Source organism: Protofrankia sp. CiP1_Cm_nod2 (assembly GCF_920664355.1).
Lineage (GTDB): Bacteria > Actinomycetota > Actinomycetes > Frankiales > Frankiaceae > Protofrankia.
This window is the reverse complement of record NZ_CAKKTL010000001.1, coordinates 1-15,606: the sequence shown is the minus strand read 5'-3', so window position 1 is coordinate 15,606 and position 15,606 is coordinate 1. Positions and strand designations below refer to the sequence as shown.

Annotated in this window: 14 protein-coding genes; 4 read left to right on the top strand and 10 right to left on the bottom strand. The window is 71.5% G+C overall.

What is annotated here, in order from left to right:
* Positions 1–359 precede the first annotated feature (359 nt).
* Complete coding sequence (locus NBW84_RS00070; protein ID WP_250280456.1) at positions 360–536, bottom strand: hypothetical protein; 177 nt, start codon at positions 534–536, stop codon at positions 360–362.
* 342 nt (positions 537–878) lie between these two features.
* On the opposite strand from NBW84_RS00070, the gene NBW84_RS00065 reads away from it, so the two are divergent.
* A complete protein-coding gene (locus tag NBW84_RS00065) occupies positions 879–1,490 on the top strand; it encodes a hypothetical protein (RefSeq protein ID WP_250280455.1) in 612 nt (203 codons plus the stop codon).
* Positions 1,491–1,780: 290 nt separating this feature from the next.
* On the opposite strand, the gene NBW84_RS00060 is transcribed toward NBW84_RS00065, so the two are convergent.
* The 3 genes from NBW84_RS00060 to NBW84_RS00050 all read right to left on the bottom strand — a co-directional run bounded on the left by NBW84_RS00060 (position 1,781) and on the right by NBW84_RS00050 (position 3,927).
* A complete protein-coding gene (locus tag NBW84_RS00060; protein ID WP_250280453.1) occupies positions 1,781–2,623 on the bottom strand; it encodes a rhomboid family intramembrane serine protease in 843 nt (280 codons plus the stop codon).
* A gap of 159 nt (positions 2,624–2,782) precedes the next feature.
* Positions 2,783–3,568: a phytanoyl-CoA dioxygenase family protein gene (locus NBW84_RS00055; RefSeq protein WP_250280451.1), complete on the bottom strand. Its 786-nt coding sequence runs from the start codon at positions 3,566–3,568 to the stop codon at positions 2,783–2,785.
* A 65-nt stretch (positions 3,569–3,633) separates the two neighbouring features.
* Complete coding sequence (locus NBW84_RS00050) at positions 3,634–3,927, bottom strand: GlsB/YeaQ/YmgE family stress response membrane protein (protein WP_250280448.1); 294 nt, start codon at positions 3,925–3,927, stop codon at positions 3,634–3,636.
* 302 nt (positions 3,928–4,229) lie between these two features.
* On the opposite strand from NBW84_RS00050, the gene bioA reads away from it, so the two are divergent.
* Complete coding sequence (gene bioA, locus NBW84_RS00045; protein WP_250280444.1) at positions 4,230–5,564, top strand: adenosylmethionine--8-amino-7-oxononanoate transaminase; 1,335 nt, start codon at positions 4,230–4,232, stop codon at positions 5,562–5,564.
* 632 nt (positions 5,565–6,196) lie between these two features.
* The gene (locus tag NBW84_RS00040) at positions 6,197–7,573 is read left to right on the top strand and encodes a GGDEF domain-containing protein (RefSeq protein ID WP_250280443.1); all 1,377 of its coding nucleotides are present in this window, start codon (positions 6,197–6,199) and stop codon (positions 7,571–7,573) included.
* 430 nt (positions 7,574–8,003) lie between these two features.
* Here the strand turns inward: NBW84_RS00040 and NBW84_RS00035 are convergent, their stop codons facing one another.
* From NBW84_RS00035 to NBW84_RS00015, 5 genes are all read right to left on the bottom strand, one after another.
* Positions 8,004–8,831 (bottom strand): bifunctional 5,10-methylenetetrahydrofolate dehydrogenase/5,10-methenyltetrahydrofolate cyclohydrolase, encoded by an 828-nt coding sequence (locus tag NBW84_RS00035; RefSeq protein ID WP_250280441.1) that lies wholly within the window; start codon positions 8,829–8,831, stop codon positions 8,004–8,006.
* Positions 8,828–9,451, bottom strand: a complete 624-nt coding sequence (locus NBW84_RS00030; protein WP_445548384.1) for a cyclodeaminase/cyclohydrolase family protein — start codon at positions 9,449–9,451, stop codon at positions 8,828–8,830. Before NBW84_RS00030 ends, NBW84_RS00035 begins: the two co-directional genes overlap by 4 nt.
* A gap of 243 nt (positions 9,452–9,694) precedes the next feature.
* Positions 9,695–11,191: an AMP-binding protein gene (locus NBW84_RS00025; RefSeq protein ID WP_250280437.1), complete on the bottom strand. Its 1,497-nt coding sequence runs from the start codon at positions 11,189–11,191 to the stop codon at positions 9,695–9,697.
* 914 nt (positions 11,192–12,105) lie between these two features.
* Positions 12,106–12,543, bottom strand: coding sequence for a peptide-methionine (R)-S-oxide reductase MsrB (gene msrB, locus NBW84_RS00020; protein WP_250280435.1), 438 nt, complete (start codon positions 12,541–12,543; stop codon positions 12,106–12,108).
* Positions 12,540–13,043, bottom strand: coding sequence for a DUF4267 domain-containing protein (locus tag NBW84_RS00015; protein ID WP_250280433.1), 504 nt, complete (start codon positions 13,041–13,043; stop codon positions 12,540–12,542). Before NBW84_RS00015 ends, msrB begins: the two co-directional genes overlap by 4 nt.
* A gap of 120 nt (positions 13,044–13,163) precedes the next feature.
* On the opposite strand from NBW84_RS00015, the gene NBW84_RS00010 reads away from it, so the two are divergent.
* Positions 13,164–13,514, top strand: a complete 351-nt coding sequence (locus tag NBW84_RS00010) for an RNA polymerase-binding protein RbpA (RefSeq protein ID WP_013873689.1) — start codon at positions 13,164–13,166, stop codon at positions 13,512–13,514.
* A 79-nt stretch (positions 13,515–13,593) separates the two neighbouring features.
* On the opposite strand, the gene lnt is transcribed toward NBW84_RS00010, so the two are convergent.
* A partial coding sequence (gene lnt, locus NBW84_RS00005; RefSeq protein ID WP_445548382.1) for an apolipoprotein N-acyltransferase occupies positions 13,594–15,606 on the bottom strand: 2,013 nt, incomplete at its 5' end.

The following is a 15,606-nucleotide window of genomic DNA, read 5'->3' as shown; positions in this document are numbered from 1 at the left end:
GGACTGGGATGCCTGTAACCGCACGTCATATTCTGCAAACAGATTCTAGCCCGAGCTGGAACGGTTCGACCCGCAGGTCCCGGGTAATCACGAGATGCCCTCCTTTGCCGCGGCCGGCACATACCCCGACACGCCCGGTGGCGGAGCACTGGTAGCGGGCGTGTCGGGCCGGCCGAATCCCCGGTTCCGACCGGCGTGGCGTCGTCACCGGCGTTGCCACCGCGGGTGCCGTCACCGTTGTGCCGTCACCGTTGCCGGCGTGGCTCTCCGCCCAGGGGTGCCCACGGGAGGTGAGCCGGGCCCGGTCAGGCAGCCGGCCGGCGCCCGTGCGAGGGAGGCGGCCCGGGCGCGGGCGCCGGTCAGAGCTGGATCTGCACGCTGCCGCCGAGGAGCAGGACCGGCCAGCTGGTCACGGCCAGCACGAAGGTGGCGAGCTGGGATCCGGTGTGCACCTGGTAGTCCCTGTTGATCGCGACGATGATGCCGACGGCGAACCAGATCAGGGCGGCGAAGGGGACCTGTACCCGGGTACGCATGATGGTCCTTTCCCGGGCCGAGGGGCCCGCGGGGCTCGTGGGGAGCGCGTCCGGGCGGCGGCCCGCACGGGCGTCGTGCCCGGCGCCCCACCGGGACGCCCCATTCCCGATCAGCGGATTGGTCGATCTTTGCTCCCGGTCGGGTGCGCAAACACCTTGTGGGCGTATGTGTCGGCGATGTCTCGTGAGCACCCCGGTGCCGGAAGCGACCGCATCGTCCGGGATGATGCGCTATCGGTTCCGCGAGCCGGCCCGCGGTTGTCACGGTTCGGTTGTCATTGGCTGTCATGCTCCGGTTGTCACGGTCCGGAGTTATCCACATATCTGGAGAGGATGTTGTAGATGGGTCTGGGTAAAGGCGGCGCGGAACCGGGTCCTGCGACCGTCGAACAGGTGGTCAGGATTCTGGAGGAGTATGTGGGTGCTCTGCCCACCACCGATCTGGACGAGCCACACACCGTCACCTTCGTGCGCGCCTGGACGCTGACGCGCATCCTGGGCGGGACCACCTCGTCAGCCGCCGTGTCCGCGGCTGACGCACCGTCGGCTGACGCACCGTCGGAGGGCGCACCGCCAGCCGCCCCGCTGTCAGGCGGCGCGTCGTTGCGGGTCGGCGGCACGGTCGTGCGCCGGTACGCCGCGCGGGAGGAGCGTGCCGACGAGGTCGACGACCAGCGGACGTACGAGCAGCTCGTCGGTGCCGCACAGGCCCTGGCCGCGCGGGGGTTCCCGTCCGAGGAGGTCTACGAGGGCTGGCGGACGGTCGCCATCGACCTGCCCGTGTTGGCCGTGCCGCTTCCCGGCCCGGCCGGAGGTGAACCAGCAGGCGGCGACCAGGCTGGCGGTGAGCCGATAGGGAAGAGCGGCCCGGCCGGGAAGGACTCGGGGAAGAAGACGGGGAAGAAGGCAGGGAAGAAGCGGCGCCTGTGGCGGTCGACGCCGGTTACCGCCTGAACATGCCGACCACCGGCGGGTGGCCCGGCACCGGCCCGGGAGCCCGCCGCCAGGGCGTGTCTGATGGATGTTGGTCGATGCAGGCGTCCGGGCGCCGCCCGCGCGACCGGCCCGGGCCGCCGCGTTCGTCCGTGCCCGTCCACCGCGATGACCGCGGCGGGCGGGGGGACTAGCCCGGCGGCCCGTCCCTTCTTGGGCGTATAGCGTAAAAACACGGCGGGAGTGTCCCGCCGGCCGGCCGGGGGTGCCAGCGGGCCGGCAGCCACCCCCGGCCCGCATCGCCCGGCCGGTCAGGGCCAGGGCATCCGACGGACCCACCACTGGTCGGGCGGCTGGTACCGGGCCGGCCCCGCGGCCCGCAGCTTGCGGACGAACGGCAGGACGGCCAACGCGCCGAAAACGAACCCGACCACATGGGCGCCGTAGGCGACGCTGCCGCCCTCGGCGACACCCATACCGATGAAATAGACATACTGCAGCAGGAACCAGAACCCGAGCACTATCCAGGCCGGCAGCCAGAACGGCAGGAAGAACAGGAACGTGACAAGGCCGATGACCCGCGCCCGCGGGAAGACGACCAGGTAGGCGCCGAGTACGCCGGCCACCGCCCCGGAGGCGCCGATGAGCGTCGTGGTCGAGTCCGACTCGAACAGCGCGAACCCGTAGGTGGCCACGTACCCGCACGCCAGGTAGAAGATCAGATAGAGGAAGCGGCCCATCCGGTCTTCCACGTTGTTGCCGAACACGCCGAGGAAGAGCATGTTCCCGAGCAGGTGCAGCCAGCTCCCGTGCAGGAACATCGCCGTGAGCACCGACAGGACCGGTGGCTTGGTGTACGGCGGCGGCGACTCCTGCTGGCAGAGCACATGGCCCTGCGGATCCACCCCCACGGCCTGACCGGTGAGCGCCTTCGAAGCGGGCCGGTTCTCCAGGATCTCGGTGGGGACCGCGCCCCAGCGGTCGAAGAACCGCTCCTGCTCGCAGACGCTCGCCGGAGTCGTGGTGTCAGCCCCGGCGACCGAGGTCACGACCGGCTCGAAGAACACGAAGACGACGACGTTGACCGCTATCAGCAGCCAGGTGACGACCGGCCGGCGACGCAGCGGGTTGATGTCGTGAATCGGTAGGACCACGCACCCATCCTGCCCGCGCCGCCCGCGTCACCGACAACCGCATCCACCCACCGCCGCCGTCCCGCGTACCCTCACCGCCGACAAGTGGCCGTTGTGATCCCGATGCCGTTCCGGCAGCACCAGAATCACAACGATGATGAAATTCGCGGGCGGCCGGGGTCAGCGCAGGGCGTTCTTGTTGAAGGGCTCGAGCTGTTCGCCGGCGGCGAGGGGGCGGCCGCCCAGGTAGCTGCCGCGCATGTGCCGGCGCACGCCGCCGGGCGGATCCTCGGTGGCGCGGGCGGCGGCGTGCCACAGGTCGCTGTGGTGCAGCAGCACGTCACCGCGGTCGCAGTAGAGCGCCACCTCGCCGGGGATCCTGCCGAAGCCGGCGGGGACGGCGTCCCAGTCCCCGTGGTGGCTGCCGGGCACCGCCCGCAGGAAGCCGTTGGCCGGCGATGTCGCGTCGATGTGGAAGGTCAGCGCCACGCCGGGCCAGATGTCCGACGTCGGCCGGGACTGGTGGTCGCTGTGCCAGCCGATCCGCGTGTAGGTCATCCCGGCGCCGGGGCGGGCGTCCTGGTAGATCACACCATGATCGTCCACGTCGTACAGCCAGTAGCCGTCGCCGAGGATGCGCCGGACGAGCGCGAGCAGGACGGGGTGGCGGATCGCGACCGCGGCGACGGGGGAGAGGTTCGTCACCCCGACGACATAGTGCACGTACGGCGGATGCTCACCGTCGAAGTCGCCGCCGAGATCGTCCCCGGCCCAGGAGCGGTCGAGCTCGCCGGTGCTGATCCGGCGCTGGAGGCCGGCGAGCGCGGCACCGAGCTCAGCCGTCTCCTCCTCGCCGAACAGCCCGCGGACGATCACGAAACCGTCGCGGTCGAAGTCCGCGGCCAGCCCCGTGATCGTCTCCGATGCCTCGGGCGTCTCCGACAACGTGTCGACACCGTTCGTCATACGGCCATCATGCAGTGCGGGTACTGGGTCGGGGCCGCTCACGGCGGACGTCGGAGAGCCAGGGCCTACCGATACTGGCGGTGCTCGTCGGGACGCTGGGTGTTGCGGTTGAGCCACAGGGGCGTGAGGAGGACGATGAGGCCGGCGGCCACACCGACCTGCAGGATGTGGCGTATCCAGTCGAAACCGCCGGTGTGGCGGACACCGAGCACACTGGCGATGATGTTGCCCACCAGCGCGCCGACGATGCCGACGACGATCGTGAGCCACAGCGGGATCCGCTGCGGCCCCCGGACGGCCAGTCGTGCCAACAGGCCGATCACGAGGCCGGCAAGGATGATCCAGATCAGTTGAAACATGGTGGCCTTCCCCGGTGGGAGTCGTTGTCACCAGTAACTGTCACCAGCCGTTGTCACCAACGGTGGGATTATCTCCACGCGGCTTCCTCGCAAACGCCGATGGTCCGTTGCCGCCTGTCCATACCGCGACAGCCGGCCGCCATGACCACCGCGGGACATGCCGTCCACCCAGCCGTCACATCCGCCGCGGATGCTCAGACGGCCAGGAGCGCGCCGGGATCGGCGGTGGGCCGTGGGCCGGTACGGGCGGGACGGCGTACGCCGTATGACGCGTGATGGACGGGGCACGGTAGACATGGCGTATGGGGCATCGTCCGCGGCATCGTCCGGAGGGAGACACGTCGGCTCGGTACGCCGATGTGGGGGAGCTGCTCGCCGACGACCGGGCGCATGTCTGGCATCCGTACGCGTCGGCGACCGACCCGCTGCCGGTGTTCCCGGTGGCGTCCGCGTCCGGGGTGCGGCTGCGGCTGGCCGACGGGCGGGAGCTGATCGACGGCATGTCGTCGTGGTGGGCCGCCATCCACGGCTACGCCCACCCGGTCCTGGACGCGGCGGTGCGCGACCAGCTCGACGACATGGCCCATGTCATGTTCGGCGGGCTGACCCACGCGCCCGCGGTGACGCTGGCCCGCACCCTGGCCGAGATCACCCCGCCGCCGCTGACCAGGGTGTTCTTCTGCGACTCCGGTTCGGTCTCCGTCGAGGTCGCGATCAAGATGGCGTTGCAGTACGCGCGGGGCCGGGGACGCCCCGGGCGGACGAGGCTGCTCACCGTCCGCCGGGGATATCATGGGGACACCTCCGGCGCGATGGCCGTGTGCGACCCGGACACCGGCATGCACCATCTGTTCACCGGCCTGCTGCCGCGTCACCTCTTCGCCGAGGCGCCGCGGCCGGGCTTCGACGAGCCCTGCGAGGACGAGCACGTCGCCGGTATCGCCCGGCTGCTCGACGAGCACCAGCACGAGATCGCCGCGGTGATCTGCGAGCCGGTGGTGCAGGGCGCCGGGGCGATGCGCTTCTACGCCCCGGGCTGGCTGGCCCGGCTGCGCGAGCTGTGCGACGCCTACGGCATCCTGCTCATCGCCGACGAGATCGCGACCGGGTTCGGACGCTCGGGGGAGCTGTTCGGCTGCAACCACGCCGGGATCAGCCCGGACATCATGTGCGTCGGCAAGGCCATGACCGGGGGATACCTGTCGATGGCCGCAACCCTGTGCACGGACGAGGTGGCGGCCGGGGTGTGCGGGTCCGAGGCGGGCGTGTTCATGCACGGGCCGACGTTCATGGGCAACCCGCTGGCCGCGGCGGTGGCGAACGCCAGCATCGGCCTGCTGCTGTCCGGGCCGTGGCGGCGCCGGGTCGGTGATCTGCGGACCTGGCTGGCCGAGGGGCTCGCGCCTGCCCGCGCGCTGCCCGGTGTCGCCGACGTGCGGACACTGGGCGCGATCGGGGTGATCGAGACCCGGGAGCCGGTCGACATGCGGGTGATCCAGCCGCTGCTGGTGGAGCTGGGGGTCTGGGTGCGTCCGTTTGGCCGGTTGGTGTACGCAATGCCCCCATACGTCATGACGCGCCCAGACGTCGCCGCGCTGACCGCCGCCATGGTGGAGGCGGTCGCCCGCACCACCTGATGATCTAACCGCTTGACCTGCGGCAACGGGCCCGCCGGAACGGTTGTGTGCCGTATCGGGGCCATCTTCTCGGGCATCGTCCGACGGTTCCCGACACAGGGACAACATCGAAGTGGTTGCGGTCGCCGGGCCACCCTCCGTACTCTTTGCTTCTGTTGGTGACTGTGAGTAGCAGGCCGGTGCGAATCAAACCGGAACGAGGCGAACGGGAGGAAGGTCGGCCCACCATGATGTCCCGCATTTTGTTACCTCCTCTCCGGGGAACGGTGCCTCTGTGGGGAACGGCGAATCCGGGGAAAACCGCGCATCCCGCTGGAACAACGGCGCACGGCACGCCCGCGCCGGCGGGCTCCACCGCCGGCGGAACGGACATGTGCCCGCCACCTTGTCCGCCATGTCCGCCATCCCGTCCACCGTCGCGCTCCCCCTCTCAGCCATCCCCTCAGCCGCCCTCCCCGTTCCCCTCCCAGCCAGCGCCCCAGCCGTCCTCCCGGCCACCATCCCAGCCGCCGTCGCCTCGGCCGGCCCGCTCGTCCCGGCCGTTCCCGCCATCCCAGCCACTGGCACCCGGGCTGTCCCGGCCGTCGCAGCCGCCCCAGCGGCCGTCCCAGGAGCGGCGGTTCCGGGGATTCGTGCGGCGGTTCTGGCGGCGTGGGGGAAAGGCCGCCCGGCAGGCCGGTGAACGGCTGGTCGAGTGGGTGTCGCATTTTGTGCTGTGGAGTCTGCCGCCACGGCTTGTCCGTTATCTCGTCGCCGTCGACGTACTGTGTCTGGTAGTTGTCCTTGTCGGCCTGTTCGGGCTTTCCTTCAGGTTTGCCGACCTGTTCACGTTCGGGGCGTTCGTTCTGCTCGGCCGGCTGGCCATGGAAACGTCCCGGCATCTCGGTGTGCCCGGTCTCCGGAAGGACGAGCCGCACCGGGACCTGCTGTCGAACTGGACCCTGCCGGTCACACTTCTTCTCCCACCGCTGTACGCCGCCGTCCTGCACATACCCCTGCACTGCCTTTTCCGTTCCCGCGGCCAGCCGGCCGCGCAGCCCAGGTACCGGCAGGTCTTCAACGCGGCGGCGCTGGGCGTGTCGGGTTTCTGCGCGGCCGGCGTGCACCGGGCGCTCGCCCCGCCCCAGGGGCCGTACCGGATCGACACCCTGGTGGGCTCGTCCGGACGTATCGGCGCGCTGTTCGTGGCGGTGTTCACCTACACGGTGCTCAACCGTGTCCTGCTGCGCGGCATGCTGTGGTGCGCGCATCCGAGATCGGCGCAGCCGGCCCGCCGCCCGTTCGCCGGCGGCAGGCGGGAGACGTTCGCCGTCGACGCCGCCGAGATGTGTTCCGCCATCGGCCTGGCCGTGCTGTGGACCGCGCATCCCCTGCTCATGCTCACCGCGACACCGCCCGCGCTGCTGCTGCAACGCAGCCTGCTGCACGCCGAACTGCTCCAGGCGGCCCGCACCGACGCCAAGACCCGGCTGGCCAACCCGGCCTACTGGCGTGAGACGGTGGAGAAGGAGGTGGCGCGAATCCGGCGCTCGGGCCGTCCGATGTCCGTGCTCATCGTGGACATCGACCATTTCAAGAAGGTCAACGACCAGTTCGGCCATCTTGCCGGCGACGCCGTTCTCATGTGTGTCGCGGACGCGCTGCGCGCCGCCACCCGGCCTCGTGACCTCGTCGGCCGGTTCGGCGGCGAAGAATTCGTGATCATGCTGTGTGACACCGACCTCGACGGCGCCGCCCGGGCCGCCGACCGGATCCGCCGCCAGGTGGCCGGGATGCGCTGCCGGGCGGACAGCCACGCCGCCGGCGTGGTCTGCGTGTCCGTGACCGTCTCGGTCGGGGTGGCCACCGCCACCGGCGCGGACGTGGAGCTGGCCGCCCTGCTGGAGACGGCGGACGCGGCGCTCTACCGGGCCAAGGCCGACGGCCGCAACCGCGTCCGGCTGGCCGCCGGCCTCACCTCCCAGACCGCGCGTGAAGAAGCCGCTTGGTCTGCTCCCCATCGTGCGTGACTTCCTGGCTCGTCTGGACGTGGCCGGGATCGTGGGCCGGCTCTGCCCGATCCACGAGGACGCGATGATCACCCATGGTCAGGTCGTGGCCGCGCTGACCGCGCCCGGCGCGATCGTGCACGTCGAGGACTGGGCCCGGGCGTGGGCATGGGCGTCACAGGCACGGCGCGTGCTGAACATTCTCACTGATTTCACTGAGACGCCTGACGAGTGCTTTTTCTGCCTCTGGGAAGGAACTGCGGGTGTCATCCTGTCGGCAGCCCAGCGAAAAGGCCCGCTGGTAACCGTTCCGCACCGCCGATATGTCCTTTTTACCGGTCCCCTCAGGGACTACATCGACGCCGCCGATGGACCAGCGGTTTGTCCCGGTCTTCCTTCCGGGCCTTTCTGGGTCGCGCCCCTGACAGCTCGCGGTCGAGTCCGGGTGGGCTTACCCGGTGGCTGCGGTGGTGGTGTTGCGCAGCAGCAGCATCGTGGTCACCGGCCCGACCCCGCCCGGGACCGGGGTGAGAGCGCCCGCCACGGACGCGACCGCGTCGGCGTCCACGTCGCCGACCAGACCGGCCTCGGTGACGTTCGTCCCCACGTCGATGACGACGGCACCCGGCCGGATGAACCCCTTGCCGATCATCTTGGGACGGCCGACGGCGGCCACCACGACATCGGCCTCGTGCACGACCGAGAGCAGGTCTGCCGTACGGGAGTGGCAGATCGTCACCGTGGCGTCCTCGGCCAGCAGCAGCAGGGACGCGGGCTTGCCGACCACCGGGCTGCGCCCGATGACCACCGCGCGGACACCGGCGAGCTTGACGTCACCGCGGTGCAGGATCTCCAGCACCGCGGCGGCGGTGGCCGGCGCGAAACACGGCAGGCCCAGGGCCAGCCGGCCCAGGCTCAGCGGGTTCATCCCGTCGACGTCCTTGTGCGGCGGGATACGGCTGCCGACGTCCTGCGCGGACAGGCCCGGGGGCAGCGGGGTCTGCACCATCAGGCCGTGCACCTCGTCGTCGGCGGCCAGCCGGTCGACCGTGGCGACGAGCTCGGCGGCGTCCCCGGACAGCTCGTGGACGACGCAGTGGACCCCCACCTTCGCCGCGCCACGTTCGATCACCCTGACGTAGGACCGGGCCGCCGGGTCGGTGCCCGGCAGGACCACGGCCAGCGTCGGCACCCGGCCGGCCTCGCGCAGCCGTTCCACCTCGTCGACGACGCCCCGGCCGATCTCCGCGGCCATGGCCCGTCCGTCCAGCAGCTTCATGATCCGATCCGTTCCCCGACGGCGCGCACGATGCCGTCCGCCGTAGCCACAGAGGTCAGATGGCCGGCGAGGGCGGCCGTGGCACGCTCGCGCGCGGCCGTGTCCGTCATCGCCGCCGTGTTCACCCGTACGTTGATCGCCGCGCTGTCCAGCGCGGCGCGTGCGCTGGCGGCGGCCACCCCGACATCGCTGAGGACGTTGACGTTCGCGCCGTCGATGATCGACGTGCACAGCCCGACCACGGCCGCCGCGACCGCCGCGGTGTGCAGCGGCACCTCGGCCGCGGTGACCAGCGCGGCCTGGATCGCCTGGCTGCGGGCGGCCCGTTCCTCGCCGGTGCCCTTCGGCAGCTTGTACGCGTCGCTGACCGCGGCGAACGCGCGGGCGTCGGCGCCGGCCAGCGCCAGCGCCTCGGCGCGGGCCTTGTCGGCGTCGAGCCGGGCGGAGAGCATCGTCGCCTCGTGCTCGGCGTACCGGGGCTTGCCGATCGTGAGATTGCAGACCATGCTCACCAGCGCCGCGCCGAGGGCGGCCTGCAGCGCCGCGGCCGCGCCACCACCCGGCGCGGGCGCGGGGGAGGCCAGCTCGGCGAGGAACCCCGCCATTGTCTCGTCGTCCACGGCACCCTCTCTCACCTGCTGACTCTGCCTGTCCGCCGGCCGCGTGTCATCACGACGTCGCACATCCGGTGAACTTCCCACGGCCGGCCGCACTGCACCGTAGCAAGCCCGCTGCTTGTCGGCCCAACAGCCACAGCCTTCCACCCCTACCGCCCCACGGGCCCTACCGGCTCCCTCCCGCGCCTGATCCTTGCGGGTACTTCGGGGGGAGGGGAGAGGCTTCGGGGAGGGGAGAGGATGGAGTCATGCGGCGGCTGAGCCGGGGAGCCGGGCCGTGCCGGGCAGCTGCCGGAGCGGGCCGTTGCGGCCGCCGGGGAGGTCGGTGACGATCTCTATGCTGGTTGGCCGCTTGAAGGTGGCGAGGCCGGCCTCGCAGCGCTCCACGAGCTCGGCCACGAGCAGGGGATCGGGGCCGTTCGCCGGGACGACCAGCGCGACGGGCACCTCGCCGAGCACGGCGTCCGGCCGGCCCACCACCACCGCGCGGCGCACCCGCGGGTCGGCGAGCAGGACCTCCTCGACCTCACGGGGGGAGACCTTCTCACCACCACGGTTGATCATGCCGTCGCCGCGGCCGGTGAGGTAGAGGTAGCCGTCGGTGTCCGTGAAGCCGGTGTCGCCGGTGTCCAGCCAGCCGTCCGGGGTGAAGCTGTCAGCGCCGGCCGGGCCGGCGTAGGCGCGGATGACCCCGGGGCCGCGGATCTGCACCCGCCCGGCCTCCTGCGGCGGGCACGGCATCGCCTCGTCGTCGACGACACGCACCTCGCTGCCCACCGGCAGGCCCACCGAGCCGGGCTTGCCGGCCCCCCGCGGGGGGTTCGCCGTGATCAGGCCGCCGGCCTCGGCCATACCGTAGGTTTCCAGCACCGGGACGCCGGTGGCCTCCTCGAACGCCTGTAACACGGGGACAGGCAGGGGAGCGGAGGCGGACCGGACGAACCGGACCCGGCAGTCGCGGGCCTGGGCGGCACGCGGATCCATGGCCAGCAGGGCCACGACCGACGGGACCCCGTTGATCCAGGTCACCTGGTGATTTCTGATCATCGTCCAGAATCCGCGGCGGCGGAACCGGCGGTCGAGGACGAGGGTGCCTCCGCCGCACAGGGTGGCGAGCAGCCCGGTCACCTGCGCGTTGACGTGGATCAAGGGGAGCGGGTTGTAGCCGGTGTCCGTCCGGGTCAGCTGGTGGTGGCGCGCGGCGGCGGCGGCCACGTGTGCGAGCTGCCCGCCGTCGAGGAAGATCTCCCTGGTCGCTCCGGCCGTCGACGAGTCCGTCGAACTCGTCAGCAGGACGCCGCCGGACAGCCGGCAGCGTGCGCCACCGTGGCCGGCGGCACTGGGGGATGACGTGACGGTGTGCCCGGTGGTCAGCCGTGGGCTGAGCTGGCGGAGGGCGCAGGTGGGGGGCAACGGCCGGTCGGTGACCACGAGATCGGGGCGGGTCCGCGCCAGCGCCCGTTCCAGTTCCGCGGGCGGGGCGTCGGGATCCAGGGGGACCGCGTGCCTGCCGCTCACCAGGACGGCGAGGAAGACCACGGCGAAGTCCAGGGGATCCGACACGAGGATCGCGATCCGCCCCCGCGGCCGCGGGCCGTGCGCGTCCAGATCGGTCTGCCAGCGCTGAACGAGGGCAGCCATTTCGCCGTAGGTGACCGAGCGGTTGCCGCGAGCCTCCCTGAGGTACACCTGCCCCGGTTGTTCCCTGCCGCGTACACCCAGCCACCCGGTCACGGATGTCACTTTCACCACCACCTTCGCCGGCTTCCGTGTAAATACGCCTCACCCGGTGCCGGAGGATTTCTGACCACGTTCCCGATACCTCTCTCCGCAAAACACCCCAGACCGCTATATCAGTTTCCGGCGGGCTGATGTGACGTTACCCGGGGTGTTGCTGGTCACATATGGACCGGGGGAGAAACGGCGGCTTCCGTGTGTCACCCGGTAATAAGCCCCCTGAGCCGAACGCCCTGTCCCGCAGGTGTTCCCGCCGGACGCGACAGTGGTCCCGCCCCTGTGGCGGGATGAGCATATCCCGCCGGGAGCGGGCCACCGTGGCCGCTTGCGCACACCCGTCGTCCGCCTGGTTGTCGTCTGCCGCCCGGCGCCGTCCGGAGTACGGCCCGCCCGTCACGACGGATGACAGCGGATGACGGATGACGGCGGGCGAACAATCCCGCATCTCCGCCGTCAAATGCCGCCCTGGCCGTCGCTCCGGTGCCGAATAGCCGGCTTCGGGCCGCGCTGGTCCGGGGGAGGGTGTTTCCAAGACATTGTTCCGCGGACGCGCCCGCGGGAAACAGGTCCACAGGGCCCGGGTGGCCCAATCCGTTCGCGGCGGCCGACCGGCGTTGTGGCCGGGTGCCAGGCCTCGCGAGGGATGTTCCTGGTGTGTCGAGTGTGTGCCTGGTGCGCCGAGCGACGGACAGCGACGGGCACGGCAGAACGGATGCGGCAGGGGCGCGGCGGGCCGGCGGGGATCATGAGGCGGACGGCCGGTGGGGGCGGGGCCCACTCGTTCTACTTGACATAATGTCGATTATCGGCGCTACGGTGCCGTGCGGGGGAGGGGCGGCGGCGGGCGGAGCGGCACGGGGTGCGCGTCCGCCGCGCCGGCGCCTACGTCCGTCGGGTTCTCCCGGATGCTCCTATGGATGTCAGGCGGGGTTCTCCGGCGTTGGCTCGAGGTCGAGCGCGAGCGAGTTCATGCAGTAGCGCTGGCCGGTCGGCGCCGGGCCGTCGTCGAAAACGTGTCCGAGATGTGACCCACAGCGACGGCATCGGACCTCGGTGCGGGTCATGCCGTGGGAGTGGTCCTCGACCAGTTCCACCGCGTCCGCCACCTTGGGCTCGTAGAAGCTCGGCCAGCCTGATCCGGAGTCGTACTTGGTGGACGAGTCGAACAATGTGTTCCCGCATGCCCCGCAGCGGTAGACGCCGGTTTCCTTGCTGTATGTGTAGGCGCCGCTGAAGGGTGGTTCGGTGGCGGCGTTGCGCAGGATGGCGTACCGCTCCGCAGGGAGTTCCTTGCGCCACTCCTCCTCGGTCTTGACGACCTGGTGTGTTGCCACGGTGACCTCCTTGTCGTCGCTCATGCCAGGCCACTCCCCTCTTCTGCTGGTGTGGGACGTTTCACGCGGCGGATTCGTTCCCCGAGGGCTGTCGCCCGGCGGTCCGCCGGGTCCGCGCCGGCGGGGGGACGGGTGGTGAGCAGGCCCGCCTGGACGGCGCTGGTGGCGGCGGTCAGTGCCGCCGCCACGGCCGGTGCCCAGGCGATGTCCCGGCGGGCGCCGGCGTTGAGCAGCACGGCCGCGTCGGCCGTGTCGATCAGCGCGCCCGCCCGCAGCCAGCCGCGTGTCGGTGGGCCGTCGCGCCGCAGCAGGGACGTGAGCAGGCCGGCGCCGACGGCGATGTCGCGGGCGGCGGCGAGCCGGGTGATCCACGCCGTCCGTTCGGCGGTGACCCGGTCCACGCCGGCGAGGCGCGCGAATCTGGCGGGACGTGTCAGCAGTCCGACACCAAGCGCGCAGCGGGCCGTCCCGAGAAGAGCCGCTTGCTGACTGTACGTAAGAGAAGATGGCTTAATCATGATCATCTTTATACCTTATGTGAGCGCGATCTCGTTGCCGGCCTTGTCCCCAAGGGAACGTCCCACAGATCCCGGGCGTTGATGAGTCTGAGTTCCTCACTGGTATCGACGCTCGGGAGGGTTTTCATGGGCGAGCGCATCCTGCGAGGCAGCCGTCTAGGTGCAGTCTCCTACGAGACGGACCGCAGCACCGAACTCGCGCCCCGCCAGACCGCGTCCTACGACTGCCCGAACGGCCACCAGTTCACCATGCCTTTCGCTGCCGAGGCCGAGGTCCCGGCAGTCTGGGAGTGCCGTGTCTGTGGTGCCGGATCGGTCATCGTCGACGGCGAGGTCCCGGAGCCGAAGAAGAGCAAGCCCCCGCGCACGCACTGGGACATGCTGATGGAGCGGCGTACCACCGACGACCTTGAAGAGGTACTGGCTGAGCGGCTCGCGGTCCTGCGGGGCACCGGGCAGGACCGGCGCTCCGCCTGACACGTCTGCCGTAGCGACACCCACGCGTGTGGCCCGTCCGGAGATCGTCCGGGCGGGCCACACGCGTGTCGCCCCGCTCTCATGCCGAGGCACCTGTCGTCGACCGTTCCTGGTCCTGGTGTTCCTCGGCGCTCTCCCGGGCCGCGGGCAGCGGTAGCGGGCCGGTGTCCCCGCCAGGGTGCGCGGCCTGTCCGTCCCGGCTGCCCTGGCTGTCCTGTCCGTCCCGGCCCACCGTGGCCTCGCTCCCGCCGTTCTGCCGCCGGGCAGCGCTGCGTCCGCCGGCCGCGGCCGGCCGGTCGCGCAGGGAGCGCACCGCCCACCAGGTCACCCGCCACAGCGCCTCCCCCACGACGGCCCGGTTCATCTTCGACTGTCCGCGTTCGCGCTGGACGAAGGTGATCGGGACCTCGCGGAGCCGGAACCCCGACCGCCACGCCTGCCAGGCCAGGTCGACCTGGAAGCAGTACCCCTGCGACGCGACCCGGTCGAGATCGCGGCTGCGCAGGACCTCGGCCCGGTAGGCCCGGAAGCCCGCGGTCGCGTCGGCCAGCGGCATGCCGAGGGCGGTCCGCACGTACGCGTTGGCGCCGCGGGAGAGCAGCAGCCGGGACCGCGGCCAGTTGCGCACCTCTCCCCCGGGCACCCAGCGTGAGCCGATGACCAGGTCGGTTTCCCGCAGGGCGGTGAGCAGGCGGGGCAGTTCCTCCGGCTGGTGCGAGCCGTCGGCGTCCATCTCGACCAGGATGCCGTAGCCGCGGCCCAGCCCCCAGGTGAAGCCGGCCACGTAGGCCGCGCCCAGCCCCTCCTTGGCCGGCCGGTGCAGGACGTGGACGCGCGGGTCGGCGCTGGCGAGCTCGTCGGCGAGCTGGCCGGTGCCGTCCGGGCTCGCGTCGTCGATGACCAGCACGTCCACGTCCGGATTGGCCGTCCGGAGCCGGTTGACCGTGTCCTGAAGGTTCTCCCGCTCGTTGTAGGTGGGAACACACACGAGAACGCGCTCGCCGTCCACGCGGCTCCTTTCGGTGTCGCCAGCGCTGTCGTCGGCGGGGCCGCCGCCCGCCTGCCCGTACTGTTCCCGCCGGTGTCCGGCGATCCGGCCGGGCCCGGCGGCCTGTCGGGGCGGCGTCCGTCCAGCCCGTAGGCCGAACGCTACAGCGGCCACTCCGATCATCACCAGGAGCGTCTCCGGGAGGCTACCGAGCCGGTCCGCGACCGTACGCCCGGTACGCAGCGGCAGCGCGGCGGTCAGGACGGCCGCCTGGTACAGCCCGGACCGCGCGAGGATCCGGCCGTCGGGCATGACCATCGCGCTCTGGCCGCTGGTGGACGCCTGGACCGCGGCCCGCCCGTGTTCGACCGCGCGCAGCCGGGTCATGGCCAGCTGCTGCTCGCTTTCGCCCCGGCGTCCGAACGAGGCGTTGTTGGTCTGCACGACCAGCAGCCGCGCGCCGGCGTCGACGGTGGCGCGCACGAGGCCGTCGTAGGCCACCTCGAAGCAGATGACGTCACCGATGGTGATCCCGCGGATGGTCAGGGCCCCGGTCGTGGTGCCGTGGACGAAGTCGTTGGGCATCTCGGTGGCGAACCGGCTGACCAGCTTCTCCAGGACGGCCCGGCCCGGCAGGTACTCGGCGAACGGCACCGGGTGCTGCTTGACGTACATCTGCCCGGTCCAGCCGGTGTCGTCCCACACCAGGGCGGCGTTGCGCACCTTGCGCGGGCCCGGCCCGTCGAGGACCGCGCCGACGAGGACGGGAGCGCCCGCCGCCCGCGCGGCCCGGTCCAGCAGGGCGGCGGCGCGGGGGTCGGCGAGCGGGTCGACGTCCGAGGCGTTCTCCGGCCACAGGACCAGATCGGGCTGTGGGACCCGGCCCGCCGCCACGTCCGCGGCGAGCTGTTCGGTCCGCGTGACGTGGTTGGTGGTGACCTGGAACATGCGGCCGAGTGCCTCCAGCCCACCGGCCCGCGGGACGTTGCCCTGCACCGCGGCGACGTTCGCCGTGCCGGCCTGCGCCGCGGTCGGCAGCGGTACCGCCAGGCCCAGCAGGGTCACGGCGGCGGCCGCGGCCAGCGGGCGGGCTGTCGCCACGGC